Origin of the sequence: Nonomuraea solani (assembly GCF_900108335.1) — a bacterium.
In the GTDB taxonomy this organism is placed as follows: domain Bacteria; phylum Actinomycetota; class Actinomycetes; order Streptosporangiales; family Streptosporangiaceae; genus Nonomuraea; species Nonomuraea solani.
This window is the reverse complement of record NZ_FNVT01000019.1, coordinates 197,628-221,641: the sequence shown is the minus strand read 5'-3', so window position 1 is coordinate 221,641 and position 24,014 is coordinate 197,628. Positions and strand designations below refer to the sequence as shown.

Annotated in this window: 24 protein-coding genes; 11 read left to right on the top strand and 13 right to left on the bottom strand. The window is 72.9% G+C overall.

The annotated features are described in order from the left end of the window. Positions 1-27 precede the first annotated feature (27 nt). Positions 28-1,014, top strand: coding sequence for a TauD/TfdA family dioxygenase (locus tag C4V41_RS46015; RefSeq protein WP_160150627.1), 987 nt, complete (start codon positions 28-30; stop codon positions 1,012-1,014). Here the strand turns inward: C4V41_RS46015 and C4V41_RS46010 are convergent. Further along, positions 900-1,499 carry a TetR/AcrR family transcriptional regulator gene (locus C4V41_RS46010; RefSeq protein WP_103962361.1) on the bottom strand — a complete coding sequence of 200 codons (600 nt, stop codon included), beginning with the start codon at positions 1,497-1,499 and terminating at the stop codon, positions 900-902. The two genes, C4V41_RS46015 and C4V41_RS46010, sit on opposite strands and share 115 nt — an antisense overlap. A gap of 68 nt (positions 1,500-1,567) precedes the next feature. On the opposite strand from C4V41_RS46010, the gene C4V41_RS46005 reads away from it, so the two are divergent. Continuing rightward, positions 1,568-2,374: an alpha/beta fold hydrolase gene (locus tag C4V41_RS46005; protein ID WP_103962360.1), complete on the top strand. Its 807-nt coding sequence runs from the start codon at positions 1,568-1,570 to the stop codon at positions 2,372-2,374. Here C4V41_RS46005 and C4V41_RS46000 read toward each other — a convergent pair. Both C4V41_RS46000 and C4V41_RS45995 read right to left on the bottom strand, forming a co-directional pair. After that, entirely contained in the window at positions 2,364-3,050 is a 687-nt protein-coding gene (locus C4V41_RS46000) for a GntR family transcriptional regulator (protein WP_200824687.1), read from the bottom strand. The two genes, C4V41_RS46005 and C4V41_RS46000, sit on opposite strands and share 11 nt — an antisense overlap. Positions 3,051-3,075: 25 nt before the next feature. After that, the gene (locus C4V41_RS45995) at positions 3,076-3,957 is read right to left on the bottom strand and encodes a dihydrodipicolinate synthase family protein (RefSeq protein ID WP_103962359.1); all 882 of its coding nucleotides are present in this window, start codon (positions 3,955-3,957) and stop codon (positions 3,076-3,078) included. A 76-nt stretch (positions 3,958-4,033) separates the two neighbouring features. On the opposite strand from C4V41_RS45995, the gene C4V41_RS45990 reads away from it, so the two are divergent. Then, positions 4,034-5,344: an MFS transporter gene (locus C4V41_RS45990; RefSeq protein ID WP_103962358.1), complete on the top strand. Its 1,311-nt coding sequence runs from the start codon at positions 4,034-4,036 to the stop codon at positions 5,342-5,344. A 70-nt stretch (positions 5,345-5,414) separates the two neighbouring features. Beyond that, the gene (locus tag C4V41_RS45985) at positions 5,415-7,073 is read left to right on the top strand and encodes a dihydroxyacetone kinase family protein (RefSeq protein ID WP_146104041.1); all 1,659 of its coding nucleotides are present in this window, start codon (positions 5,415-5,417) and stop codon (positions 7,071-7,073) included. Between the two features lie 33 nt (positions 7,074-7,106). On the opposite strand, the gene C4V41_RS45980 is transcribed toward C4V41_RS45985, so the two are convergent. The 5 genes from C4V41_RS45980 to C4V41_RS45960 form a co-directional block, all read right to left on the bottom strand. After that, complete coding sequence (locus C4V41_RS45980; protein WP_103962356.1) at positions 7,107-7,982, bottom strand: LLM class flavin-dependent oxidoreductase; 876 nt, start codon at positions 7,980-7,982, stop codon at positions 7,107-7,109. Positions 7,983-8,045: 63 nt separating this feature from the next. Next, positions 8,046-9,062 (bottom strand): DNA-binding protein, encoded by a 1,017-nt coding sequence (locus C4V41_RS45975; protein ID WP_146104040.1) that lies wholly within the window; start codon positions 9,060-9,062, stop codon positions 8,046-8,048. Positions 9,063-9,173: 111 nt separating this feature from the next. Beyond that, complete coding sequence (locus tag C4V41_RS45970; protein WP_103962354.1) at positions 9,174-10,439, bottom strand: alpha-amylase family glycosyl hydrolase; 1,266 nt, start codon at positions 10,437-10,439, stop codon at positions 9,174-9,176. Between the two features lie 30 nt (positions 10,440-10,469). Beyond that, positions 10,470-10,928 carry a VOC family protein gene (locus C4V41_RS45965; RefSeq protein WP_103962406.1) on the bottom strand — a complete coding sequence of 153 codons (459 nt, stop codon included), beginning with the start codon at positions 10,926-10,928 and terminating at the stop codon, positions 10,470-10,472. An 84-nt stretch (positions 10,929-11,012) separates the two neighbouring features. Beyond that, positions 11,013-11,936 carry an AEC family transporter gene (locus C4V41_RS45960; RefSeq protein ID WP_103962353.1) on the bottom strand — a complete coding sequence of 308 codons (924 nt, stop codon included), beginning with the start codon at positions 11,934-11,936 and terminating at the stop codon, positions 11,013-11,015. 211 nt (positions 11,937-12,147) lie between these two features. Here C4V41_RS45960 and C4V41_RS65960 point away from each other — a divergent pair, with 211 nt between their 5' ends. After that, positions 12,148-12,510: a hypothetical protein gene (locus C4V41_RS65960; protein WP_327537509.1), complete on the top strand. Its 363-nt coding sequence runs from the start codon at positions 12,148-12,150 to the stop codon at positions 12,508-12,510. 181 nt (positions 12,511-12,691) lie between these two features. Here the strand turns inward: C4V41_RS65960 and C4V41_RS45950 are convergent, their stop codons facing one another. Together C4V41_RS45950 and C4V41_RS45945 are read right to left on the bottom strand one after the other, a co-directional pair. After that, complete coding sequence (locus tag C4V41_RS45950) at positions 12,692-14,140, bottom strand: N-acetylmuramoyl-L-alanine amidase (protein ID WP_235030792.1); 1,449 nt, start codon at positions 14,138-14,140, stop codon at positions 12,692-12,694. Between the two features lie 59 nt (positions 14,141-14,199). Further along, complete coding sequence (locus C4V41_RS45945) at positions 14,200-15,579, bottom strand: serine hydrolase domain-containing protein (protein ID WP_103962352.1); 1,380 nt, start codon at positions 15,577-15,579, stop codon at positions 14,200-14,202. A gap of 88 nt (positions 15,580-15,667) precedes the next feature. Here C4V41_RS45945 and C4V41_RS45940 point away from each other — a divergent pair, with 88 nt between their 5' ends. Next, positions 15,668-16,375: a TetR/AcrR family transcriptional regulator gene (locus tag C4V41_RS45940; RefSeq protein ID WP_235030791.1), complete on the top strand. Its 708-nt coding sequence runs from the start codon at positions 15,668-15,670 to the stop codon at positions 16,373-16,375. Positions 16,376-16,378: 3 nt separating this feature from the next. Here C4V41_RS45940 and C4V41_RS45935 read toward each other — a convergent pair whose 3' ends face one another. Beyond that, complete coding sequence (locus tag C4V41_RS45935; protein WP_103962350.1) at positions 16,379-17,236, bottom strand: aldo/keto reductase; 858 nt, start codon at positions 17,234-17,236, stop codon at positions 16,379-16,381. 64 nt (positions 17,237-17,300) lie between these two features. Next, positions 17,301-18,479 (bottom strand): FAD-dependent monooxygenase, encoded by a 1,179-nt coding sequence (locus tag C4V41_RS45930; RefSeq protein WP_103962349.1) that lies wholly within the window; start codon positions 18,477-18,479, stop codon positions 17,301-17,303. 29 nt (positions 18,480-18,508) lie between these two features. On the opposite strand from C4V41_RS45930, the gene C4V41_RS45925 reads away from it, so the two are divergent. From C4V41_RS45925 to C4V41_RS45915, 3 genes are all read left to right on the top strand, one after another. Next, complete coding sequence (locus tag C4V41_RS45925; protein ID WP_103962348.1) at positions 18,509-19,222, top strand: TetR/AcrR family transcriptional regulator; 714 nt, start codon at positions 18,509-18,511, stop codon at positions 19,220-19,222. 32 nt (positions 19,223-19,254) lie between these two features. Further along, positions 19,255-19,875 (top strand): GNAT family N-acetyltransferase, encoded by a 621-nt coding sequence (locus tag C4V41_RS45920; protein WP_103962347.1) that lies wholly within the window; start codon positions 19,255-19,257, stop codon positions 19,873-19,875. A gap of 626 nt (positions 19,876-20,501) precedes the next feature. Next, the gene (locus tag C4V41_RS45915) at positions 20,502-21,650 is read left to right on the top strand and encodes a site-specific integrase (protein ID WP_103962346.1); all 1,149 of its coding nucleotides are present in this window, start codon (positions 20,502-20,504) and stop codon (positions 21,648-21,650) included. Between the two features lie 46 nt (positions 21,651-21,696). Here C4V41_RS45915 and C4V41_RS45910 read toward each other — a convergent pair whose 3' ends face one another. After that, the gene (locus C4V41_RS45910) at positions 21,697-22,173 is read right to left on the bottom strand and encodes a hypothetical protein (protein WP_103962345.1); all 477 of its coding nucleotides are present in this window, start codon (positions 22,171-22,173) and stop codon (positions 21,697-21,699) included. A gap of 551 nt (positions 22,174-22,724) precedes the next feature. Between C4V41_RS45910 and C4V41_RS45905 the strand changes: the two genes are divergently transcribed. Beyond that, positions 22,725-23,378 carry a hypothetical protein gene (locus C4V41_RS45905; protein ID WP_103962344.1) on the top strand — a complete coding sequence of 218 codons (654 nt, stop codon included), beginning with the start codon at positions 22,725-22,727 and terminating at the stop codon, positions 23,376-23,378. A gap of 63 nt (positions 23,379-23,441) precedes the next feature. Next, on the top strand, positions 23,442-24,011 hold the full coding sequence (locus tag C4V41_RS45900) for a hypothetical protein (RefSeq protein ID WP_103962343.1): 570 nt from the start codon (positions 23,442-23,444) through the stop codon (positions 24,009-24,011). Positions 24,012-24,014: the final 3 nt, after the last annotated feature.

Below are 24,014 nucleotides of genomic sequence, written 5' to 3'. Positions count from 1 at the left end.
TGGACGGGACGGAAGGTGGTGGGTGTGATGGTGGTAGCGCAAGTCACAGGGCCGGGGGAGTGGCTGGCCGATGAGGTCCGGGGCCGTGACGAGTGGAAGGTGTGGCTGACGGAGGAGCACCGGCGGGAGGTGCTCGCGGCCGTGCGGGCGGCCGGGCCCTCGCCGGCGGAGGTCTCCGAGGAGGGGTTCCGGCTGCCGGCGCTCGGTCCGGTGCTGCGGGAGGTTCGCGCGGAGCTCGTGGGTGGGCGCGGGTTCGTGCTGGTGCGGGGCGTGCCGGTGGAGGAGATGAGCGAGCACGAGTGCGCGGTCGCCGCGCTGGGCCTGGGCTGTCATGTGGGCGGGGTCGTCGCGCAGGGCGAGACGCTGTTGAAGCATGTGCGGGACACCGGCGCGGACCCGGCGCGGGCGCGCAGTTTCGAGCACAGCGGCCGGCTCGGCTACCACAGTGATCCGTCGGACGTGGTGGCGTTGCTGTGCGTACGCCCGGCGATGTCGGGCGGGGCGAGCGCGATCGTCGGTTCGGTGGCGGTGCACAACGAGGTGGCGCGCACCCGGCCGGACCTGGCGGAGGTGCTCTACCAGCCGTGGTGGCACGACCGGCGCACCGGTGACGGGCCGGACAGCTTCTACGCCCAGCCGATCTGCGTGGCGCGGGACGGGGGCGGCCTGTCGATGGCGTACGGGCCCGACTACCTGCGTTCGGCGCAGCGGGGAGCGGAGGTGCCGCCGTTCAGCGCGGCGCAGCGGGAGGTGATGGAGCTGCTCGATCGGCTGACCAACGACGCCCGGTTCGCGCTGACCATGGAGCTGCGGACGGGCGACATGCAGTTCCTCAACAACCATGTGGTGCTGCACAGCCGTACCGCGTACGCGGATCATCCGGATCCGGCGCGGCGGCGTCACCTGCTCCGGCTCTGGCTGGCCACCGGGCGGGGCGAGGTCCAGCCGTCGGCCAGGTCGGCGAGGTCGTCGAGCGCCGCCTCGACGCGCTCCTTGTCGCCGGTGGTCAGGTAGTCGATCTGCAGACCGGCGTAGGCGGCGTTGAGCAGGGTGGCGTTGCGCAGCGCGAGCTCTTCCGGCACGCCGTGGGCGCGGAGCACCCCGGCCACGAAGCCGGCCCGGTCGCCGAGCATCTTGGGCACGTAGGGGCCGGTGAGGCGGCCGGCGGCGGACAGGCCCTCGATCTCGTGCAGCAGGCGGACCATGGGCAGGTCCTCGTTGATGTGCCAGGCCCAGGAGGCGCGCACGACGTCGCCGAGCCCGGTCCCGGGGTCGGGCAGGGCGCGCAGGCGGGCCTTCTGGCGCTGGTCGAGGTGGGCGAGGACGGCGGTGATCAGCTCGTCCTTGCCGGCGAAGTGGTGGGTGAGCGCGTACGTGCTGCGGCCGAGCGCCTTGGCCAGCGGGCGCAGGGAGAGCTGGGCGATGCCGTGCTCGGCCAGGTAGCCGACGATCGCGTCGAGCAGTTCGGTACGGCGCTGCGGATCACGGGGCCTGGCCACGTAAAGGATTCCTTCCGGCGATTAACATGACGATCGTTATGTTAATCGTGCGAAAGGACCCCCGCCAGATGACCACCATGACGTTCGCGACCGTACGCGGCCTGCGCCTGGCCTGGCTCGACCACGGCCCCGAGGACGGCATCCCGATCCTGGCGCTGCACGGGCACTTCGGCCGGGCCCGCGCGTTCGCGAACCTGGCCGCCGCCCTCGCCCCCGGCCACCGGGTGATCGCGCTGGAACAGCGCGGCCACGGCCACAGCGAGCGCGGCGACGGCGACTTCGGCTCCGACGCCTACGTGGCCGACGCCGCCGCGTTCCTGCGCGGGCTCGGCCTGGGCCCCGTGATCGTGCTGGGCCACTCCATGGGCGGGGTGACCGCGTTCCGGCTCGCCGCCCGCCACCCGGACCTGGTCCGCGCCCTGATCGTCGAGGAGGGCGGCGCGCTCAACCGGCGGCCGGAGGTGCCGCACCCCGTCCTCGACGTACGCGACTGGCCCCGCCGGACCGCCACCCTGGCCGAGTTGCGCCGCGCCATCGAGGCCCGTGGCATCCCCGACGCGGGCTACTTCCTGGAGAGCGCGGCCGAGCACCCGGACGGCTGGGGGCTGCTGTTCGACCACGGCGACATGATGGCCTCCCAGCAGGCCCTCGTCGGCGACTGGTGGCCGGACTGGCTCGGCTCGAGCTGCCCGGCGCTGCTCGTGCACGGCCTGGACAGCACCATCCTGCCCACGGCCATGGCCAGGCGGATGGCCGCGCGCCGGCCGGGCACCGTGCTGCGCGAGCTGCCCGGCTGCGGCCACTGGGCGCACGACGACGACCCCGGCGCGTTCGCCGGGGCCGTACAAGAGTTTCTGGAGACGCTCAGGTCGTGATCGCCTTGGACTCCATGTCGGCGATCGTCCACTCCTCGACCTCGTCCAGATGGACGGCCGCCGCCCGCTGGGCGGTGGCGGAGTCCCTGGCCGCCATCGCGTCGAGGATCTCCAGGTGGCGCCGGGTGGAGCCGGCGATGCGGTGCGGCCCGGTCGCGCCCAGGACGCGCAGCCACTGCACGAACGGCTCGGTGGAGGAGCGCGCCTTGATCAGCCGGGCGTTGCCGGTGGCCGCGACGATCTCGTTGTGCAGGCGGCTGTCACTGGCGAAGAACGGCTCGTAGTCGCCGCGCTCGGTCTGCTCCAGCGCCTCGACGGCCTCCGCGCGCAGGTCGGCGATGTGCTCCTGCGACATCGAGGCGGCGGCGAGGCCGGTGGCCACCCATTCGATGCCCTTGCGCAACTGGCAGACCTCGTGCACGTCGGTGACGCCCGGCCGGGCCACGAAGGTGCCGGACCGGGGCCGCGTCACGATGAGCTGGTCGTGTTCGAGGCGGGCCAGCGCCTCACGTACGGGAGTGCGTGAGACGCCGAACTCCGTCGCGACCGCCTGCGGGTCGAGCCGGGAGCCGGGCGCGTACGTCCCGCCGGTGATCCGTTCGCAGAGGATCCGGTAGAGCTGCTCCGCGATCGACTCCACGACCAGGGACGAGCCCTTTGCCAGAGGCGGCACCATGTCTCCTTTACCGGACGAGTGACGGCTAAGCGATCAGATTAGCCGCGCGCAGCGCGGTGGCGATGCGCTCGCGCTCGGCCGGGCTCGCGGGCGCGAACGGCTTGCGCGGCCGCCCTCCGTCGCGGCCCTGCAACTGCAGCGCGGCCTTGAGGGTGGCGGGCAGGTTGGGGCCGTCGATGGCCCGCCACACGCTGAGGATGCGCTCGTGCAGCCGCCGCGCCAGGTCGTGCTCGCCGGCCTGGACGGCGTCCCACAGCTCGACGCTGAGCCGGGGCGTGACGGTCGGGATGGCGGCCAGCGCGCCGTGGGCGCCGAGCATGAACGCCGGGTAGTGCAGGTCGTCGAGCGCGGCCAGGATCGTGAACCGGTCGCGTACCCGGGCCAGCAGGTCGACCAGCAGGTGCATGTCGCCGCCGCTCTGCTTGACGGCGACGAGCTGCGGCACCTCGGCCAGCCGCTCGATCACGTCCACCGGCACCAGGGCCCACGGCACCACGTTGTAGAGCACGATCGGCAGGCCCACCGTCTCGCCGATCTCGCGGTAGTAGGCCACGGTCTCGTCGGCCGACGGGGCGAACACGTAGTGGACAGGGGTGATCTGCAGGGCGTCGACGCCCGTCTCCTTCAGCGCCAGGGAGTAGCGGAGCACCTGGGCCGTGGAGTTCTGGATCACGCCCGCGATGACCGGCACCCGGCCGCCGGCCTCCTCCACCACCGTGCGGCAGATGTCGACGCTCTCCTCCAGCGACAGGGTCTGGCCCTCACCGGTGCTCCCGCACGCGCAGATCGCGGTCACGCCGGCGTCGAGCAGATATTTGACCTCCGCGCGCAGCAGCCCGAGGTCCACCTGGTCGTCGTCGTCGAACGGCGTGACGACGGTCGAGATCATCCCGTGCAGATCCAGCATGAAGACTCCTGGTCCTTGGTGTTGCGATGGTGTTAAATCTAGTGTCTGATATATCAGACTACCAGAAGGGATGCCGATGGACAGCTCGACCAGCGCCCCCGCACCATCGCGGACGCCCGGCCGCACGCCGCTCAAACGCGTCGTGTGGGCCAGCGCCCTGGGCACGACCGTGGAGTACTACGACTTCACCCTGTACGCCACCACCGCCGCCCTCGTCTTCGACGACGTCTTCTTCCCCACCGAGACGCCGCTGGTCGGCACGCTGGCCGCGTTCGCCACGTTCTTCGTCGGCTACCTCGCGCGCCCCCTCGGCGGCCTGATCTTCGGGCACTTCGGCGACAAGCTCGGCCGCAAGAACGTCCTGATCATCACGATGCTCATGATGGGCGCCGGCACGTTCGCCATCGGCCTCATCCCCTCCTACGCCTCCATCGGCATCGCCGCGCCGCTGCTGCTGGTGCTCATCCGGCTGGTGCAGGGCCTCGGGATGGGCGGCGAGTACGGCGGCGGCGTCCTCATGGCCCTGGAGTACAGCCCGCGCGAACGGCAGGGCCTGTCCACCTCGCTGGTGCACATCGGCACCCCCGCCGGCGTGCTGCTACCGGTCGGCCTGGTCACCCTGCTCGACACCTTCCTGCCGGAGGGCACGTACGAGGCGTGGGCCTGGCGCCTGCCGTTCCTGGTGAGCATCGCGCTCATCGCGGTCGGCTTCTACATCCGGCTGCACCTGAGCGAGAGCCCCGAGTTCGTCAAGATGCGCGCCGAGCGCGAGGTGCACACCGTGCCGGTCAAGGAAGTGTTCCGCCGGCACGTGGGCAGCGTGGTGCTGTCCATCCTCGCCAAGATCGCCGAGAGCGGGCTGTTCAACGTCTACTACGTCGTCGCGATCGCCTACGTCACCACCGAGCTGGGGCAGCCGCGCGGGCCCGTGCTGATGGCGGTGCTCATCGCCTGCCTGGTGGAGTGTTTCACGCTGCCGCTGTTCGGCGCGCTGTCGGACCGGATCGGGCGGCGCCGCGTCTACATCGCCGGCGCGGTGTTCCAGGCGGTGCTGGCGGTGCCGTTCTTCCTCATGGTGCAGACCGGCTCGTTCGCGCTGACGACGATCGCGATGGTGCTCGGCCTGGCGGTGGGGCATGGGGCGATGTACGGGGCGCAGGCCGCGCTGTTCGCGAACCTGTACCCGGTGCACGTGCGCTACACCGGCCTGTCGGTGACCCAGCAGGTGGGCGCCACCCTCGGGGGCGGGCTCGCCCCGCTGGCGGGCACCGCGCTGCTGGCCGCGGCGGGCGGGCATTGGACGTGGCTGGTGGCGTACATGATCGGGGTGGCCGTCCTGTCCAGTCTCGCGGCGAGCCGGCTGCGCAGTGGCGAGGTGCGCGCATGAGCGGCGCCTTCGTTTCCGGACAGACGGGTGCGGGCATGGGTTTCCAGCGATTCCAGGGAAAGGTGTGCGCGTGAGTCATCTGTTCGTACCCAAGGGTGACGCGGTCGCCCCGGCGCTGCGCGGCTTCGCCCGCGCTCACGCCGAGCTGGTGGAGCTGCGCGAGAACCCCGCCCACCTGGTCGCCCGCGAACGCGACCCGCGCCGCGTGGCCGGCCTGGTCTCCGGCGGCGGCTCCGGCCACGAACCGCTGCACGCCGGCTTCCTCGGGCGCGGCATGCTCGACGCCGTCGCGCCCGGCCAGGTGTTCGCCTCTCCGCACAACGGGCAGGTCCTGGAGGCCAGCCGGGCCGCCGCCGGCCCCGAGGGCGTCCTGCACATCGTCAAGAACTACACCGGTGACCGCATCAACTTCGGCATCGCCGCCGAACGCCTGCGCCACGAGGGCATCGAGGTATGCCGGGTCCTCATCGACGACGACCTGGCCACCGACGACGCGGAGAGCGCCACCGGGCGGCGCGGCACCGGCGCCACCGTCGTGGTCGAGAAGCTGCTCGGCGCCGCCGCCGACGAGGGCCGCGGCCTGGCGGAACTCGCCGGCCTGGGCGCCGCCGTCGCGGCCGCCTCCCGCAGCCTCGCCGTCGCCTCCCGCGCCCAGACCTCCCCGCACACCGGCGACCCGGCCTTCGAGCTGGGGGCGGACGAGCTGGAATACGGCGTCGGCATCCACGGCGAACGCGCCGCCACCACCATCGGCCGGCCGCCGCTCGCCGAACTGCTGCCGCGCATGGTGGACGAACTTCTGGCCGGCCTGCCACCCGGCCCCGACGACCTGCTGGTCCTGGTCAACGGGCTCGGCGCGACCACTCAGCTGGAGCTGTACGGGATCTTCGAGCAGGTGGCCGACGACCTCGAGGGGCGCGGGCTCCGGGTGTGCGAGTCGCTGGTCGGGACGTTCGTGCCGGCGCTCGACATGGCCGGGTTCTCGCTGACGCTGACCCGTCTGCACGAGGGCTGGCGGGAATGGTGGCACGCCCCCGCCCGCACCCCGGCCTTCCCCGACCGGCCGGCCATTTCCCAGGAGACCGCGACCTCGCGGCCCGCCGCCCCTGGAAGCCCCGCGCAGGCGGCCGCCGTCGCGGGAGCCGCGCCCGAGGCTCCGGTGCTGCGGCGATACGCCGAGGCGGTGGACGCCGCGCACGGCGAGCTGACCCGGCTCGACCAGGCCAGCGGCGACGGCGACTTCGGGGACAACCTCCGCTCCGGCCTGCGGCGCGTCATCGCGGAACTCGACTCCGGCGGCTCTTCCGGCGACGGGTTCGACGTGGCGGGGCGGGTCTTCCTCGACGAGGTGGGCGGCACCAGCGGCCCCCTGTTCGGGCTGCTCTTCACCGAGCTGGCCGGCCGCGGAGACGGTGACCAGCAGGTCCGCTGGGCGCGCGGCGCGGCCGCCGGGCTGGCCGCCATCCAGCGGGTGGGGGAGGCCGAGGTCGGCGACCGTACCCTGGTGGACGCGCTCGCCCCGGCGGTGGCCGAGCTGGAGCGCGGCACGGGCTTCGCGGCGGCGGCCCGCGCGGCGGCCGAAGGGGCCCAGGGCACCGCCGGCCTGCGCGCCCGCCGCGGCCGGGCCAGCTACGTGGGCGACCGGGCCCGCGGCCTGCCCGACCCCGGTGCGGTGGGCGTGGCCCTGCTGTTCCAGGCCCTGGCCGGCACGGACGGTCCGCAGCCCTGAGCCGGGGAGGGCCGGCCCTCCGTGCCGGCCGGGTCAGTTCAGGGCGGCTCTGGCGTCGGCGAGGATCTCCGCCTGCCGCAGCCACTGCTCGCCGTCCAGCCCCAGGCCGACCGCGTCCGCGCCCGCCTCCGCGTACGCGGCCAGCCGCTCGGTCACCCGCGCCGGCCCGCCGGTGACCGGAATGTCCGCGGCCTCCTCCTGCGACATGCCGAACGCGTTCACGAGGCTGCCGACGAAGGACTCCACCGCGGCCCGATCGTCCACCAGGACGGCGTGACCGCCCACCGAGACCGAAGGGACGGGACGGCCGAGCTCGGCGGCCAGTTCACGGAGCCGGGCCACCTTGACGGCCAGGTCGCCGGGGCTGATGAGCGAGGGGGCCCAGCCGTCCCCGTACAGGATGGCGCGGCGCATGGCGGCCTCGGAGTTGCCGCCGACGAGGATCGGCGGGACGGCGGCGGCCGGGCCCAGGGTGAGCTCGGCGTCGCCCACCACGACCGGCTCGCCGCGGATGAGGCCCGGCAGCGCCCGCAGCGCCGCGTCGGTCCAGCGCCCCCGGCCGGTCGGCGGCGCGCCGACCGCCCGCCAGAACGGCGAGCCGGGGAACCCGCCGATGCCCACCCCGAGCACCACCCGGCCGCCCGACAGGTGCTGCAGCGTCTGTACCTGCGCCGCCACCCAGGCCACCGGCCGCAGCGGCAGGCTGAGCACGCCGAACTCCAGCTCGATCCGCTCGGTGGCGGTCGCGGCGGCGGCCAGGACGAGCGGCGGGTCCAGGCCCGGCGTGCCGTCCCCGATGATGACGTCGGCCGCGCCGATTCCGTCGTAGCCGAGCTGTTCGAGGTGGCGCGCCATCGCGAGGTCGGGTACGCCTCGCGGGTCCGCGGGCAGGCTCGTGGTCAACCGCATCGTGATCCTCCATGCAGGTCGAGGGGCATACGGATCACGGTAGAACCTCAAGTCGACTTGATATCAAGCCGCCGGGGTCAGGGCGCTGAGGTCGGCTTCGATGTGGGTGACGGCGGTCATGGCCCCGTACGCCAGCAGGTAGACCGTGCAGTGGTCGCTGTGGCGGCGGTCGGTGGCGCGCCAGGTGGCGACCAGTTCGTCGGTGATGGCCTCCGGCGCCAGGCCCGCCAGGATCGCCACCCGCGCCCCGGCCCGTTCCGTCTCCGTCAGCTCCGCCAGGGGCTCCTCCAGCCAGGGGCCCGCGGCCAGGCGGCGGCCCCGGTGGGCGGCGATCACCTCGGCCACCACGCCCGCCGCCCGCGGCGTCAGCAGGCCGCCGCCCTGGGTGGCGGTGGCGGCGAGGGTGGCGTAGGCGGTGCCGACCGGTGTGCCGGCCGCCCATCTCGGCTCCTTCCCGGACGGCAGGCCGTCGAGCAGGGACAGCGTGGTCCCGGGCCGCAGGTCCTTGATCAGCTCGCGCAGGACCGGGGCGCCCTCGAACGGCGGCTCGTCGGCCGGGTCCATGGTGCCCGGCAGCAGGCCGGCGGGCAGCATCGCGGCCGCCACCCGGTCGACGAAGTGCGTGAACAGCGCCGTCCCGAGGAACTCGGCGGCCGTCCCGGCCGGGAACGGCGCCGGCTCCGGCTCCCTGCCGGTCACGCCGGTCGAGGCCGCCCAGCTCAGCAGCGCCGCCAGCCGGTCGTCGGCCGGCCGCTCACCGCGTTCGATGGTGCCGGCCAGCTCCGGCTCGCCCATCAGGCGCAACACCGACAGGAACGCGCGCACGTCGTACTCCAGGGCGTTGGCCTGCGCCGCCCCCAGCGCCACCACGACCTTCTCCAGCGGCGGTACGTCCCCGGCCAGCTGCGCCTCACGCATCAGCGACCAGCCGGCCGCCAGCGGCTCCGGCGCCGGGGACATCATCATCACGGCCGGCCCGATGCTGCTGAACTCGGCGTTGACCTGCGCGTACACCTCCGCGACCAGCCCTCGGGCGCGCTGCGGGGTCACGGGGGTGACATGGCGTACAAGAGTTGACATGAGCTCTCCAGAAGAAGGCGGAGGCTCGATCATCGCCGCGCGGGTCCGGGCACGTCGTCGTACGGCCGGAGACAGTGCGCGTTACTCCCGCCGGGGTAGGGCCCCCACGGGCTACGGCGCCGGGAGTAGCACCCGCCACCCGTGCGCCGGCACCAGCGCCGGATCACCCGCACCGGCGTCGCCCGCCTCCGCGACGGCATACCGGCCGGGACCGAGCGGGAACCGGTACGGCCGGTCGTCCAGGTTGAGCAGGGTGAGCAGGGCCTGACCGGAGCCGTCGCCGCTGCGCAGCACGGCGGAGCGGTTGGCCAGGTGCGGCACGCTCGTGCGGGCCCTGGCCAGCCACGGGTTCGCCCGGCGCAGCGCGATCAGCCGCCGATGCAGCCCGAACACCTCCCGGCCCTGTTTCGGCAGGTCGGCGGGCGTGGCCGGGAAGGCCGGCCGGATGGCGTCGTCGCCGCCCTCCCGCTCCTCCTTGACGCCCTGAAGGCCCAGCTCGTCGCCGTAGTAGACGCTCGGGGCGCCGCCGACGGTGAACAGCACGGCCAGGGCGTGGCCCAGGTGCCGCGGGTCGTCCAGGCGGGTGGCCAGGCGGGTGACGTCGTGGTTGCCGGTGAAGGTGAGCGGGGTGAAGGACTCCAGCATGGCGTCGTGGCGGTCGAGGGCGTGGGCGAGCTCGTACAGGTTGCGGTCGTTGAGCGAGCTCCAGATGGCCTTCCACAGCTCGTACTGGGTGACGGAGTCCAGCCCGGACCGGGCCACGTAGCCGGCGTAGTCGCCGTGGATGACCTCGCCGGCGAACCACGCCTGGGGGTGGCGGGCGCGCACGCGGGGCAGCACTTCGCTCCAGAACTCCGCCGGTACGGCATAGGCCGCGTCGAGCCGCCAGCCCGCCGCGCCCCGGTCCAGCCAGTGGCCCAGAACCGAGGCGACGTACGCGCGCACGGCCTCCTGCCCGTGGTCGAGCGCCACCAGCCGGTCGTGGCCCTCGAAGGTGTCGGGCTCACCGTCCGGGCCGCGCCTGAGCCAGCCGGGGTCGCCGGCGAACGAGCGGCCGACGTGGTTGAACACGCCGTCGAGCACGATCCGCAGCCCGCGCTCGCCCGCCTCCCCGACCAGCGCGTCGAAGTCGGCGTCGTCGCCGAGCCGCCGGTCGATGGCGAAGTGGTCGACGGTGTCGTAACCGTGCGTCTCGGAGGCGAAGATCGGGCCGAGCTGAAGCCCGGTACAGCCCAGCTCGGCCACATGATCCAGCCACGACCGCAGGTGACGCAGCCCATGCCGCACGGGCCCGCCGTCCCCCACCGGGGGCGCCCCGGTGAAGCCCAGCGGGTAGACCTGCCACCAGATCGCCTGATCACTCCACGAAAGGGCCATCCCTTAACGGTAGTCCGAAACCCCGATATGTCAGAGGCCGGCGGCCTCCTCCAGGGCCTTGACGTCGATTTTGTGCATGCCGAGCATCGCCTTCATGACCTGCTGCGCCTTGACCGGGTCGGGCTGGGACAGCAGGGCGGGCAGCCGGCGGGGGATGATCTGCCACGACAGACCCCACCGGTCCTTCAGCCAGCCGCACTGCGACTCCTCCCCGCCGTCCGCCGTGAGCGCGGACCACAGCTCGTCCACCTCCTCCTGCGACTCACAGTCGACGAACAGGGAGATGGCCGGGTTGAAGGTGAACTCCGGGCCGCCGTTCAGGGCCATGAAGCGCTGCCCGGCCAGCTCGAAGGTGACCATCATCGCGGGGCCCGCCTCGCCCTGGCGCTGCACCTCCAGGATGCGCGAGCCGGTGAAGAGCGAGGTGTAGAAGGCGGCGGCCTCCTCGGCCTGGCCGTCGAACCAGAGGAACGTGGTGATCTTCTGCATGGTCTTTCCCTCCATCAGGGGGTCGTCTTACCAACGCGTCGAACGGCCCCGGCCGGGATCGACATGGCCTGAGAAAAAAATCCGTCAGCCCAGAACGGCGCCGATCGCGGTCATGATCGGGATGGACAGGCCCGTCGTCAGCAGGATCGTGCTGCGGGCCAGCCGCCTGCCCGTGTCGTAGGTGACCGCGTACACGTAGATGTTCTGGGCGGTGGGCAACGCCGCGAACAGGGTGGCGGCCAGCAGCTGCGTGCCCTCCAGGTGCAGGAGGAAGCGGGCGGTCACGTAGCCGATCACCGGCTGGGCGAACGCCTTGAGGACCACGGCCAGGGCGATGTCCTTGCCGACGCCGTTCCCCTCGGGCGTGGCGGGGGCGCGGCGGGCGCCGTACAGGCTGAGGCCGTAGGCCAGCAGCGCGACGGGTACGGCCGCGCCCCCGAGCAGGTCGATCGGGCGCATGACCATGACCGGCAGCGAGACCCCGCTGATCGCGAAGGCCAGCCCGAGCAGGGAGGCGACCGTGAGCGGGTTGCGGAAAGGGAGCAGCAGCGCCGCGCGCACGGAACGTGAGCCCTTGTCGAGGATGAGGAAGGCGACCGGCGTGAGCACCAGGAGCTGGAAGAGCAGCACGGGGGCCACGAGGGCGGCGTCGCCGAGCACGTAAAGCGAGATGGGCACGCCGAGGTTGCCGGCGTTGACGTACGACGACGCCAGCGCCCCGATCGTGGCCTCCCGCGCGGTACGCCGCCACGCCAGCATCGCCACCAGCACGAACGCCAGCTGCGTGCACACCACCGCGACCACCTCGGTCAGCAGCACCGGCGAGAACAGCGACGCCAGGTCGGCCCCCGACACCGTGGCGAACATCAGCGCCGGCGTCGCCACGAAGAACGCCAGCCGCGACAGCACCAGTTCGTCGCTGGCCTTCAGCAGCCCCGTGACGCCGATGATGTACCCCAGCACGGCGACCGACACCAGAGCGGCGAACGCCGCGACAACCCCCGACACGTGAATCCCTCCAAATCGGACGTTAGGGAGCGTATCTGAAGGTAGTCGGGACGAGCTCTTGCCGGTCCCGGTCGCTCGCGTACGATGAAGATCGGTCCTCGGCCAGAGGTCCACCCGCACGAACTCTCCCCGAGCGAAACGGCGCGAGCCGGCCTCGCCTCGCGCCGCGAAACGACCATCACCGGCGGATCGAGACAGGGATCGAGGGATCGTGACTCGGAGATCGGCAGACCACTCCTCAACGCGCGTCGCGGTGACGTTGATCGTCAACGGCGAGAAACGCCCGCTCGACCTGGACGCCCGCGTCACGCTCTTCGAGGAGACGGTCACCGACGCCGGCACGGGGCGGGTGGCCAACGCCACGTTCGGGGACTACCTGGTGCCGGTGAACGCCGACATTCCCGACATGGAGGTGGTGTTCGTCGGCGGCCCGGACCCGTTCAACCCCATCGGGGTGAAGGGGGTCGGCGAGATCGGCCTGGTCGGGATGGCCGCCGCCATCGCCAACGCCGTCTTCCACGCCACCGGCCGGCGCGTCCGCGCCACGCCGATCACGCTTGACCTCCTTCTGTGAGGTGGGCGCGATGGCGGCGGACGAGCGCCTCCAGCGCGGTGATCGCCGCCGCCGTGCAGAGGCCGGTGACGATCCACCGCGACCGGCCGCGCTCGGCCCTCGCCAGGGTGAACCTCCGCAAATCATGAAAAAGGCGGCCGTGGGACCCGGGGGTCCCACGGCCGCCTTCAAGAGCGGGAGGCTAGCTGCAGTGCTCCAGGGGGCTGTCGTAGACGGCCGTGCCCGCCTTGCCGCCCCACCTGACGCACTTGTCCGCGGCGGCGGCCCGCACCGGTCCGGCGTAGTAGGCGAAGTTGCCGGCGTCGGTGGCGCGCGGCTTGCCCTCGACCTCCAGGTAGGCGCTGACGGCGCTGGCCGTGCCGATGGACGTCTTCTTGATCGTGGCCACGCAGTTGTTGCCGTTGGCCGAGTTGTACAGCAGGGAGACCGTGCCCGCGGTGCCCAGCGGCGCGGAGTCGATCACCTTGTAGCCGTCGCCGCACACGGTCTCGGGGGTGTGCGGGTTGGTGGGCGTGCCGCCGCCACCGGTGACGAACTGCATGTACTTGGTCCAGTTCCAGTGGCCGCCCGGGTCGGTGTGGGTGGCGCCGGGGACCTGGTTGTGGCCCACGATGTGGGTGCGGTCCAGCGGGATGCCGTACCGGCTGGCGATGTTGCGGGTCAGCGCGGCCGAGGAGCGGTACATGGTGTCGGTGAACCAGGAGGCGTTGTCGACGTAGCCCTCGTGCTCGATGCCGACGGAGCGCCGGTTGTACGAGCCCGCGTGGAAGGCCCGGTCCTTCTCCCTGACCGTCTGGGTCACGGCGCCGTCGGAGGAGCGGACGACGTAGTGCGCGGAGGTCGGGTTCGGCCGGGGGCCGGTCTGGAACCAGCTGATCGTCCCCGCGTAGGTGCCCTGGGCGACGTGGATGACGATGCGGTCGATCGCGTCGCTGGTCGGGCGGTTGGAGACGGCGTAGTTGCTGCTGTGCGCGGGCGCCCACGCGGCCGACGGGTAGTCCGTCGAGGCCGCGAGCGTGCTCGGGTTGCCCAGGTCCTTGGCCTTGGCGTACGGGCCGCGGTCGGGCTCGACGGCGCGCGGCTTGACGGTGACGGTCTCGCCGCCCGGCGCCGGGGCCTGGATGCCCTCGTCGAGCAGCTCGTAGACCGTGTCGGCGTACAGGCGCGCGACGTCGGGGGAGGAGGCGCCGCCGTACTTGGCGACGGCCTGGTACCACTTGCCCGGCTCCTTGCGGGCCGCGGCGGTCAGGCCGAGCTTGTCGGCGTGCGCGCGCAGCACGGCCGCGCCGCCCTGGATGTTGGCCGCGTCGTCCTTCTTGAGCGCGGCGGCGCTCTTGCCGGTCAGCTTGGCGGCCTGCTCCAGCGAGCCTGAGGCGACCAGGTGCATCACACCGTAGCCGCCGCTGGAGCTGGGCTCACCGCCGTGGCCGTCCAGGTGGGTCTCGGCGTACGCGAGCGACACCAGGAGGTCGCGCGGGACCTCGTACGTGGTCGCCGCACTGGCGAACGCGTCCTCCATGGGACCGGCGGCGATGGCGGTGGCCGGCTGGGCCACGATCAAAGACAGGGGGATGATCGCGCCGGCCACCAACGCGGCTGCACGGCGACGTACGTTTCTGTGTTCACTCACGAGATCAAGAGTGGAAGGTCCACGTACAGAGAACCTCCAGAAACGGCACAGGCGACAGGTCAGGCGATCTTGCGGGTGGCCCGCATGCCGACGTACACGCAGGGCGTGCCGTCGGACAGCGTCGTGAACACCACGGGGGTGTGGGCCTCGCCGCTGGGGACGAACCCGGTGGCGGCGAACACCGTCGCGGCCCCCGATCGCGACACCGGGGTCAGGGCGCCCTCCAGCGGCGGCGACAGGTCCGCGATGTCGTCGGCGAACGCGTAACGCAGGCGCGCGCCGCCGTCGCCGTCGCGATGGACGGTGATGATGACCCCTTCGCGCCGGTACGTCCCCAGCAGCGGCTCCAGGTCCACGGCAGGCGGCTCCGCCGGCGGCGCGAAGGGGGCGGGCATGCGGACGCCGGCCAGGTCGGCGGCCAGTTCGCCCACCAGGTCGTCCTGCAGCGGGGCGACGTGGCCACCGTTCATCAGCAGCGCGACCGCGAAACCGGCGCCGGGGATCACGCGCAGGCAGGCGTGCTGGCTGACGGCGCTGCCGAGGTGGCCGAAGCCGGCGGTCCCGTCCCAGTCGCTCAGGCCCCAGCCCAGGCCCCAGCCGTCGGCGGCCATGCTCCACCTGTCCGGGCAGTCGACCTCGCGGCGTCGCATGGCGGCGACCGCGCCGGCGGACAGGACGCGGGTGCCGTCGGCGGCCAGGCCGCCGTCCAGGTGCATCTTGGCGAAGCGGACGACGTCGCCGGCCGAGACGATGACCCGGCCGCCCGGGGCGACCGCGCGCGGCATCACGTCCCAGGCCGGGGCCGGGACGGGGTCGTCGCCGACGTGGCCCATCGCCGTACGGAAGCGCAGCGCCTCCTCGGGCAGGGTCATGGAGTGCTCCAGCCCGAGCGGGGTGAACAGCCGGTCCTTCAGCGCCTGGTCCCAGGTCTGGCCGGTGAGCACCTCGACGATGCGGCCCAGCACGACGTAGCCGACGCCGCCGTAGCTGAAGCCTGTCCCCGGCGACACGTCCAGCGCCACGTTCCTGGCGGCCTCGACGTATCGGGCCAGGCAGTCGTCTCCGCGTCCGGCGTCGTAATAGAAGTCGGTGGTCATGCCGCCCGTGTGGGACAGCAGTTGCCTGACGGTGATCGTCTTGGTCGCCTCCGGGTCGGGGGTGGCGAACTCGGGCAGCACGCTCACGACGGTGGCGTCCAGGTCCAGGTCGCCGGAGTCGACCAGCGTCATCGCCAGCGTGGCGGTGTAGACCTTGGCGACCGAGCCGGCCAGGAAGACCGAGTCGGTGGTCACCTCCACCCCGGTTCCGCGGTGCAGCACGCCGCTGGCCAGCTCGTGGACGGTGCCGCCGGTCAGGACGGCCAGCGCGGCGCCCGGCACGCGGTGGGCGGCGCGCAGGTCGTCGAGGCGGGCCTGCCAGTGATCGTGGTCGAAACGCATGGGGGTTCCTCTCATGGTCCGCACGGCGTGCGGTCGCCGCACACTGTACGGGGATCGCACATCGTACGCAAGGCATACACTGTGCGACGTGAAGGAACCGTTTCCCTCGGTGTGGGCCCGCCCGCACGCCGAGCGGCGCGAGCAGCCGGCGCTGAGCCGGCGGCAGATCGTCGCCGCCGCCCTCGAGCTGCTCGACGCCGAGGGCATCGACGCGCTGAGCATGCGCAAGCTCGGCACCCGGCTGAACGCCGGCGCCACCTCGATGTACACGCACGTGGCCAACAAGGACGAGCTGATCGAGCTGGTCGTGGACGAGGTCTACGGCGAGATCGAGGTGCCGCCCGCGGGCGGCGGGGAGGGCTGGCGGGCGGCGGCGTTCACGTGCGCGGGCAGTATGCGGGCCACGCTGCTGCGCCATCCGTGGATCGTCTCGGTGCAGGGCGAGGCCGGGGTGGCCTATCTGGGGCCCAACGTGCTGCGGTTCTCCGAGAGCCTGCTCGGGGTGTTCGAGGGGGGCGGCTTCTCGCTGGAGGCGGCCGACCGGGCGCTGAACACCCTGACGGCCTACGTGCTCGGCTACGCGACCAGCGAGGCGGCGTGGCTGACCACGCTCAGGCGCAGCGGGCTGAGCGAGGGGGAGTGGACCGAGCGGCTGTGGCCCGTGGCCGAGGAGGCGGTGCGCGCCTATCCCCGGCTGCGGACGTTGTACGCCGCCCAGCGACACGAGGACCGCGACCGCGACTTCGCCGAGGGCCTGGAATGTGTGCTGGACGGCTTGGTGGCACGGCTCAAATAGGGCTCAGGTAGCGAGGCGCGCCAGGTCGTCGGCCGAGAGTCTCAGCTCGGCGGCGGCCATGTTGGCGGCCAGGTGGTCGGGGTTGCCGGTGCCGGGGATGGCCAGGACGTGGGGGCCCTGGTGGAGCGTCCACGCCAGCCGTACCTGCGCCGGGGTGGCGCCGTGCGCGCGGGCCACGGCGAGCACGGCCTCGTCGTCGGTCGCGGGCGCCCCCGCCTCACGCCCGGCGCCGGCGATCGCGAAGAACGGCACGAAGGCGATGCCCCGCTCGCCGCAGGCCCGCAGCACCTCCTGCTCGGCGGCCGTGGCGCCGACGCCGTACGGGTTCTGCACGCAGACCACCGGCGCGATGGCCTGGGCCTCGGACAGGTGGGCGAGCGTGGCGTTGGAGATCCCGAGATGGCGGATGAGCCCCGCCTCGCGCAGCTCGGCCAGGGCGCCGAAGTGCTCGGCGATGGAGCCGTCCCCGCGGCTCGGGGGGACACGCAGGTTGACCACGTCCAGGTGGTCGCGGCCGAGCTGGCGCAGGTTCTCCTCGACCTGGCCGCGCAACTGCTCCGGCGTGGCCCACCACCACTGCCCCGAGGGGTCGCGGGCCGGCCAGACCTTGGTGGAGATCACCAGGTCGTCCGGGTACGGCGCCAGCGCCCGATTGATCAGCTCGTTGGCCGAGCGCAGCGGCGAGAAATAGTACGCGGCGGTGTCGATGTGGTCGACGCCCAGCTCGATCGCGCGCCGCAGCACGGTGATCGACCGCTCGCGGTCGCTGGAAGAGGCGGAATCGAAGGCGGCGGCGCCGGTCAGGCGCATGGCGCCGAGGCCGATGCGGTTGACCCGCAGGTCACCGAGGTTAGAGGTCATGAAAAAAGCCTCCTCGGCGGACAAAGGTCCGGGCCGAGAAGGCTTCAGCGGTGTCGTCATTCTATCAGGACGCGGCGTGCTCCCAGTCGATGTGGTGGTCGTAGATCCACTGGCTCGGGTCGTGGCCGGTCTTCGCCATGCGGCTCATCGCCAGGCGCATGACGAAGTCGCGCGGGACGCGCGCCAGCGGGCCCAGCGTCTTCCAGCCTCCGGTGCGGTTGCCCTGCGCGACGACCCGTTCGACGCGGGCGCGGCGCTGCCTCTCGTACGCGGCGAACGCGGCTTCGGGGCCGGCGGCGTCGCGCAGGCAGGTGGCCAGCACCACGGTGTCCTCGATGGCCATGGCCGCGCCCTGGCCGATGGAGGGGGCGGTGGCGTGGGCCGCGTCGCCGATGATGATCATCCGGTCGCGGTGCCAGCGCGGCACGGAGGGAATGTCGTAGGTGTTCCAGCCGGGCAGGAACGTGTCCGTGGCGGCGATGATGTCCAGGGCGGGGCCGCGGTCGTGCCGGAACAACTCGACGAGGCGGGCGCGCCAGTCGTACGTGCTGGGCGAGGTGAGCTCGGTCCGCTGCGCCGGGTTGGCCGCCCACCACACCTCGCCGTCCGGGTGGGTGGTGTGGGTGAAGAAGCAGCGCTTGCCGAAGATCGCGTGCATGACGCCGGGCTCGCCGCCGGTCGTGACGCCGCGCGCGTAGCCGCCGAGGGTGAGCAGGCCGGTGTAGCGCGCCTCGGGGGCGTCGGGGTCGATGAGGTGGCGGGTGCGCGAGCGCAGGCCGTCGGCGCCGATCAGCAGGTCGCCCTCGGCCGTGGTGCCGTCGGCGAAGCTCGCCCGTACGCCGTCGCCGGTGCCGGACGCGTCGACCAGGCGCTTGCCGTACTCGATGCGCAGGCCGCGGCGCAGGGCGTGCTCGCGGAGGGTGCGGTAGAGGTCGGCTCGCTTGACCGTACGGGAGGTCGTGCCGTCGGGCAGGGAGCTGCCGTGGGGGAGCCGGCCCAGTAATCTGCCGGATCCGCTGGTGATGGTGATCTCCGGCGTGTCGAAGCCCAGGTCGCCGATGTCGACGCCGAGGGTGCGCAGGGCGTCCAGCGCGTTGACGGCGAGGGTCAGGAACGCTCCCGCCTGGTCGGCGGTCTTGTCGTAGGCCTCGTAGATCACCGCGTCGTGGCCGGCCTTGCGCAGGGCGATGGCGCTCAGCGTCCCGGCGATGCCCCCGCCGATGACCATGGCTGTGTATGTCATACACTGAGTGTATGTCATACACTTAGATCATGAACGACAAGCTGCTGAGAGCGCTCTGGGAACCGGCGGCCCCACGGGAGGGGCTGAGCCTCCCGGCGATCGCGCGGGCGGCGGTGGAGCTGGCCGACGCCGGCGGCCTCGAAGCGGTGTCGATGGCCAGGGTCGCCGAGCGGCTGGGCTTCACCACGATGTCGCTCTACCGGCACGTCAAGAGCAAGCAGGAGGTGCTGCTGCTGATGCTGGACGCGGTCGCGCCCGTGCCCGCCGAGCTCGACGAGCCGTGCGACGGCTGGCGGCCGGGCCTGGAGCGCTGGTGCCGGGCCCAGTGGGAGATGCTGCGCGCCCACACCTGGATCGTGCACCTGCCCGTCTCGGGGCCGCCGATCACGCCGAACCAGCTCGCGTGGACCGACCGCGCGCTGGCCGTCCTGCGCGGCACCGGCCTCAGCGAGAGCGACAAGGCCGGCGTGGTCCTGCTGGTCGCCAGCCACATGCTGACCGCCGCCCGGATGAGCGTGGAGCTGGGGCGGGCCGCCTCGGGCGAGTCGATCGCCGCGTACACCACGCTGCTCGGCGACCTGGTCGACGAACGCCGGCTGCCCGCGCTGCGCACGGCGCTCGACGCGGGCGCGTTCGGCTACCCGGCCGGGATCGCCGAGGAGGAGCGGCGCTTCGACTACTCCTTCGGCCTGGCCCGCGTCCTGGACGGGGTGGCCGCCTTGATCGGCGACCGCCGCGGGTGACCCGACGGGCATGATCGCTACGCTGGTGATTCATGCCGAACCTCGTCCCAGACCTCATCGCGCCCGGCACCCTGAGCGGTGTTCCACAGCCCGTCCTGACCGCCGGGCCCGGCCTGCTGCTCCGGCCCTGGACCGCCGCGGACGCGCCCATGATCGTCGACGCCTTCCGCGACCCGGCCACCCGGCACTGGCACTGCCGCAGCGTCGAGTCCGTCGCCGAGGCCGAGGAGCTCATCGACGGCTTCACGCGGGGGTGGCGTACCGAGACCAGCGCCACCTGGGCGGTCGTCACCGCCGGGGGAGAGGTGCTGGGCCGGGTCGCGTTACGCGCCATCGGGACGGCGAAAGGGGAGGCCGAGGTGGCGTACTGGATGCGCGCCGCCGCCCGCGGCCGGGGCGCGGCGCCCGCCGGTGTCGGCGCGATGAGCGCCTGGGCCTTCGGCGTCGGCCTGCACCGGCTCATCCTCAACCACTCGACCAGGAACGAGGCGTCCTGCCGGGTCGCGCAGAAGACCGGCTTCGAGCTGGAAGGGGTACGGCGCAGCGCTGAGCTGCACGTCGACGGCTGGCACGACGTCCACCTGCACGCCCTGATCGGCCCTTCGGACCAGCGCGAGGACGACCCGCTCGGGCCATACCGGGCGGCGGGGTGAACCTGGGCGCGCGTCTCAGCCCAAGCGCGATACGGCGGCGCTGGTATCAGGGGGGCGGCCACCTTCCCCGGGGTCGTCGCCCGCGGTGTGGCCGGTGGCCGGCAGGGTCGGCGCGGTGGCGGGGCCGAGGAGGCGGCGGCGCGCGTACATATCGTTCATACTGCCTAGATCGGTGTCGAGCGCGAGGAGTTCCGTGCGCTCCGTGAGAAGATCGCAACTATGACCGCACTGCCTGGCTCGGACCGCCGGGGCTCTTTCGCCCGCGCGGCGTCTTTCGACATCTCCGTGACGTTCATGGCGCGACCGGGACGGTTCGCCCATACCGGTGTCCGGCCACTCGCGGGGCGGCCATGGCCAGGCGGTCCCGGCGGTCATCCACGCCCCGCCTCCGGAGAGCGGCGGGGCGCCGCACGGCGGACGGACACGGTCGAGTGCTGAGCATGCCCCAAGCCGACACCCCCGACCCCAGCCCCGATCCCACCACTCGCCCCGTCCTCGCCAGGCGCCTCGGAGGAGCGTCCGCCCGCGATGCCGCCCGTGATGCCGCCGGTGATCCGCAGGCCGGGTTCTTAGTCGCCGCCCACAACCGGGAAGCAGACCGGCGCGAGACACCCCACGGAGGCGAGATGGCGCACGACACCCCCCGCGGGCGCGAGACCGCGAAGAGCCCGGACGGCCGGTCGGCGGACGGGCCGGAGACGCCCGGCGAGTCGGCCACCGTGCCACCGGATTCCACGGCGGGCACTTCGGCGGGCCCCACGACGGGTTCCACGACGGGTCCGCAGGTGGCCGGGGAAGGGGCGCCCGAGGCGGCCAGTGTCGGGTTGATCGCCGGGCTGCGGCCGCGGCGTCAGCCCGGGGACGGCGGTGAGGTGCGCGGGGTCGACGTCGACCTGGTGGACGCGCTGGCCCCGCCGACCCGCCATGCCGTGACCGCCTGGCTGCAGGACAAGCCGTCCGCGGCCACCCGCCAGGTCAGGCTGCAGGTCCTGGCCGCGTTCCTGCGCTGGCTCGACACCGCAGAACCCCCGGTAGAGCCGCTCGCCGTCACCGGAGCCCACCTCGACGACTACTGCGACGCGGCGCTCTCCGGAACCCTGACCATCGGCGTCCGCAACCCGGGCAAACCCCTGTCGAACACCACGGTGTCCAGGAAGCGCGCCGTCCTGTCCTCGTTCTACCGCTTCGCTTGGCGCCACGGGCTGGTCCAGCACGACCACGCCATCGGCCGGCAGGCGCCCGACGCCCGCGACGGCCGCCTGCTCACCCGCGAGGACCGGCGGCTGCTGCGCAGGGGCATCGCCCGGCTGGCCGCCGAGGGCAGGAACGCGGAGGCCGCCGCCGTCGCCCTGCTGGAGGCCACCGGCGCCCCCGTGGACGCGCTGGCCAGCCTCACACCCCAGGACCTGCGTCCCGTGGCCGCCGGTGACGACGGGCCGACCCTGATCACGGTGCACGACAGCCGGGGCGACATCGTCGCCTTCCCGATCCCGCCGCTGGCCCGCCCGCTGCTGCGGAAGCTGTCCGCCGGCCGTACCGCGGGAGAGTTGCTGATCAGCCGGGGTGACGGGCACCCGGTGGACGTGCAGTGGCTGCGCCGCGCGCTCACCGACGCCGCGCTCGCCGGCGGCATCCCGCGGCAGCGGGCCGAGCTGCTGCACCCGTACATGATGCGGGCCACCACCGTGGCCGAGCTGCTGCGCGACCGGGCCGGCAACGGCATGCAGCCGCCCGCCGGGATGACGGCCCTGGTCGGGAGCGGCCGGCCCAGGTAGGAGACCTCCGGCGGGGACGGTCCCCGTACCGTCCCCGCCGTGCGGCTCAGGGCCTGAGATACTCGGCGGCCTTACCGCAGTAGCTGATCCCCACCGGCGAGTTGCTGAACCGGCAGACCTGTACGACCACGCGGTCGATCGCGCTCACCCCCATCGCGTCGGACAGCACGAGCGCCACCGGGGCCGTGCCGTTGTCGACCTTGACGGCGTCGCGGTCGACGACCGTCGCACCGTTGTAGGCGACGAAGGAGGCTTGGGAGTACATCTGGTCGGGTGCGCAGATCGAGATGCCCGCGTCGTCGGACACCTCACCCTTGACCACGACGGTCGGCCTGATCACGGGTCCTTCGTCCCAGTTGAGCGTTCCTTCCGTGACCCCGCGGAGGCACCGGTCCCCGCTGTCGGCGGAGAACTTCACCGCTGCCGCCTGAACCGCCGCCGCCTGAGCGGCCGCGGCCGGCTGTGCCCCCAGCAGGCCCGCGGTGATGGCGGCGACCAGCGCCGGCCAAGCACGTAAACGCATGACAGTTGACCCTTTCGTGTGGTTGATCCTGACCTTCATCGTCGATCAAGCCTTCGATGAGTGCCAGCCCCACTCCCGGCCGGGCACGTGGGCCGGTACGGGGCCTGCGGGAAGAAGGCCCACCGAGGCGGCAGGCCGCCTCCGGCTCGCTCGCACACGGCGGCCCGCCGTGGTGTCCGGGGCGAGGTCGTACCGCTGGAAGGGGGCGCACTGCCCGGCGGCGTACAGGGTGCGGCCGTCGGCGCCGAAGGCGAGGATGCCGTCGCCAGGAGTGGGTCGCGGTGGAGTAGTGCGCCCGCCTGGCCATGGCCCGGCAGGTCAGGCCGCCCGCCTCCTGCCGTAGTTCGCGGAGCTCACAGGCGAAACGGGCCACGCGCCCGTCGGCCGGATCCAGTGGTCGCTCGCCGCGCCCCAAGACTGATCTTGCCCCCGTCGGTACGGAGTGATCACGCGGCCGGATTCGGACATGTCACGGCCGGCGAGTTCGCGGGAACTCCGATCGGCGGGCGATCGTTCGCGAGCATGAGGGGACACGGAAGGCGGGACCGGCCTTGAGAACCCGGCTGCTCGGCAAGTTCCTGATCAACCTGGTCCTGTGCCTGGTCGCGGGCCTCGGGCTGGCGATCACCGTGGGCGGGCCCACGTGGCGGGCCGCGCTCTGCGCGATCGCCTTTCTCGTCGCCGGCTTCCTGTTCGGCCTGCCCACAGGCCGCTACCTGGCACGCTCGGAGGAACGGCGGGGGAGCCTGGCGGGGGCCGTGCAACAGCCGCAGGGCCCGGAAGAGCCTCGGGAGTGGCCACGGAGCCTGGGGCCGGTCATCGTGATCATGACCCTGTCGACGGAGCTCCTGCGCGTGGGCCTGGTGCTCTGGTCCGGCATGACGGCGCAGGAGGCCGCCTGGACCGCGCTGCTGGGCCAGACCCTGATGTGGCTGCCCGGCCCGATCATCGCGCTGACCATCCCGAGAGCCCACCCTGCCCGGCCCGGCGAGCGTCCGCCCGGCCCGGCGTACGTGGCGACCAGCGCGGGGACGCTCGCCAGAGACATGGCGCACTGGCTGCTGGTCGCGTGGAGCCCGCTGCTGGCCCTGCTCACGTTCGCCGAACAGGTGGGCGTCTCCCTGGCCGGCGAAGAGCGCCGCCGATACCAGGCGGCCGCCGGCTACCTGCTCCTGGCACTCGCCCTGGCGTTGTGGCTCGCGTGAGCCGCCGGGAATCCTCCTCCGAGGCGCGCTGACCTTCGTACGTCCTCGGGCATAATCAGAGCCATGCGTGCCGGAATCGCGCATCACTTCGGCTGGGCCGTGGCCGTCACGGCATCGGACGACCACCAGGTCGTGGACCGCCGCCGGATCGAGCTGATCGAACCCGGCGTGCCACCGGCGCCCGTCCACCACCCGGGCGCACCACTCGACGACGCCGCGCTCTCGGACCTGGTGGCCAGGGTGCGAGCGTCGGCGATCCGGGCGACGTCGGCCTCCCTCGACGAACTTCCCGGGCCGATCGTCTCCATCTCCATCCGCGCGTGGCCTCCCGGCTTCCCGGACGACATCGCCGTGCAGCGGCGCGTCCCGTACGAGGCCAGGGCGGACTCCGTCATGTACCGCCGGATCCTCGCCGGCCTCGCCCACGCCCGGGGCTGGGCCGTCCACCTCTACGACGCCAAGGACGTCGAGCACCAGGCGGCCGCGATCCTGGCCGGGCGGACCCGTGAGGTCCTGTACGGGCCGCGGGCGACGCTCGGCCCACCCTGGACGAAGGACCATCGGACGGCGCTCGCCGCCACGATCCTGGCCGCCACCACGAGCAGGGCCCTGAACAGCGGATCACCCTCGTGAAGG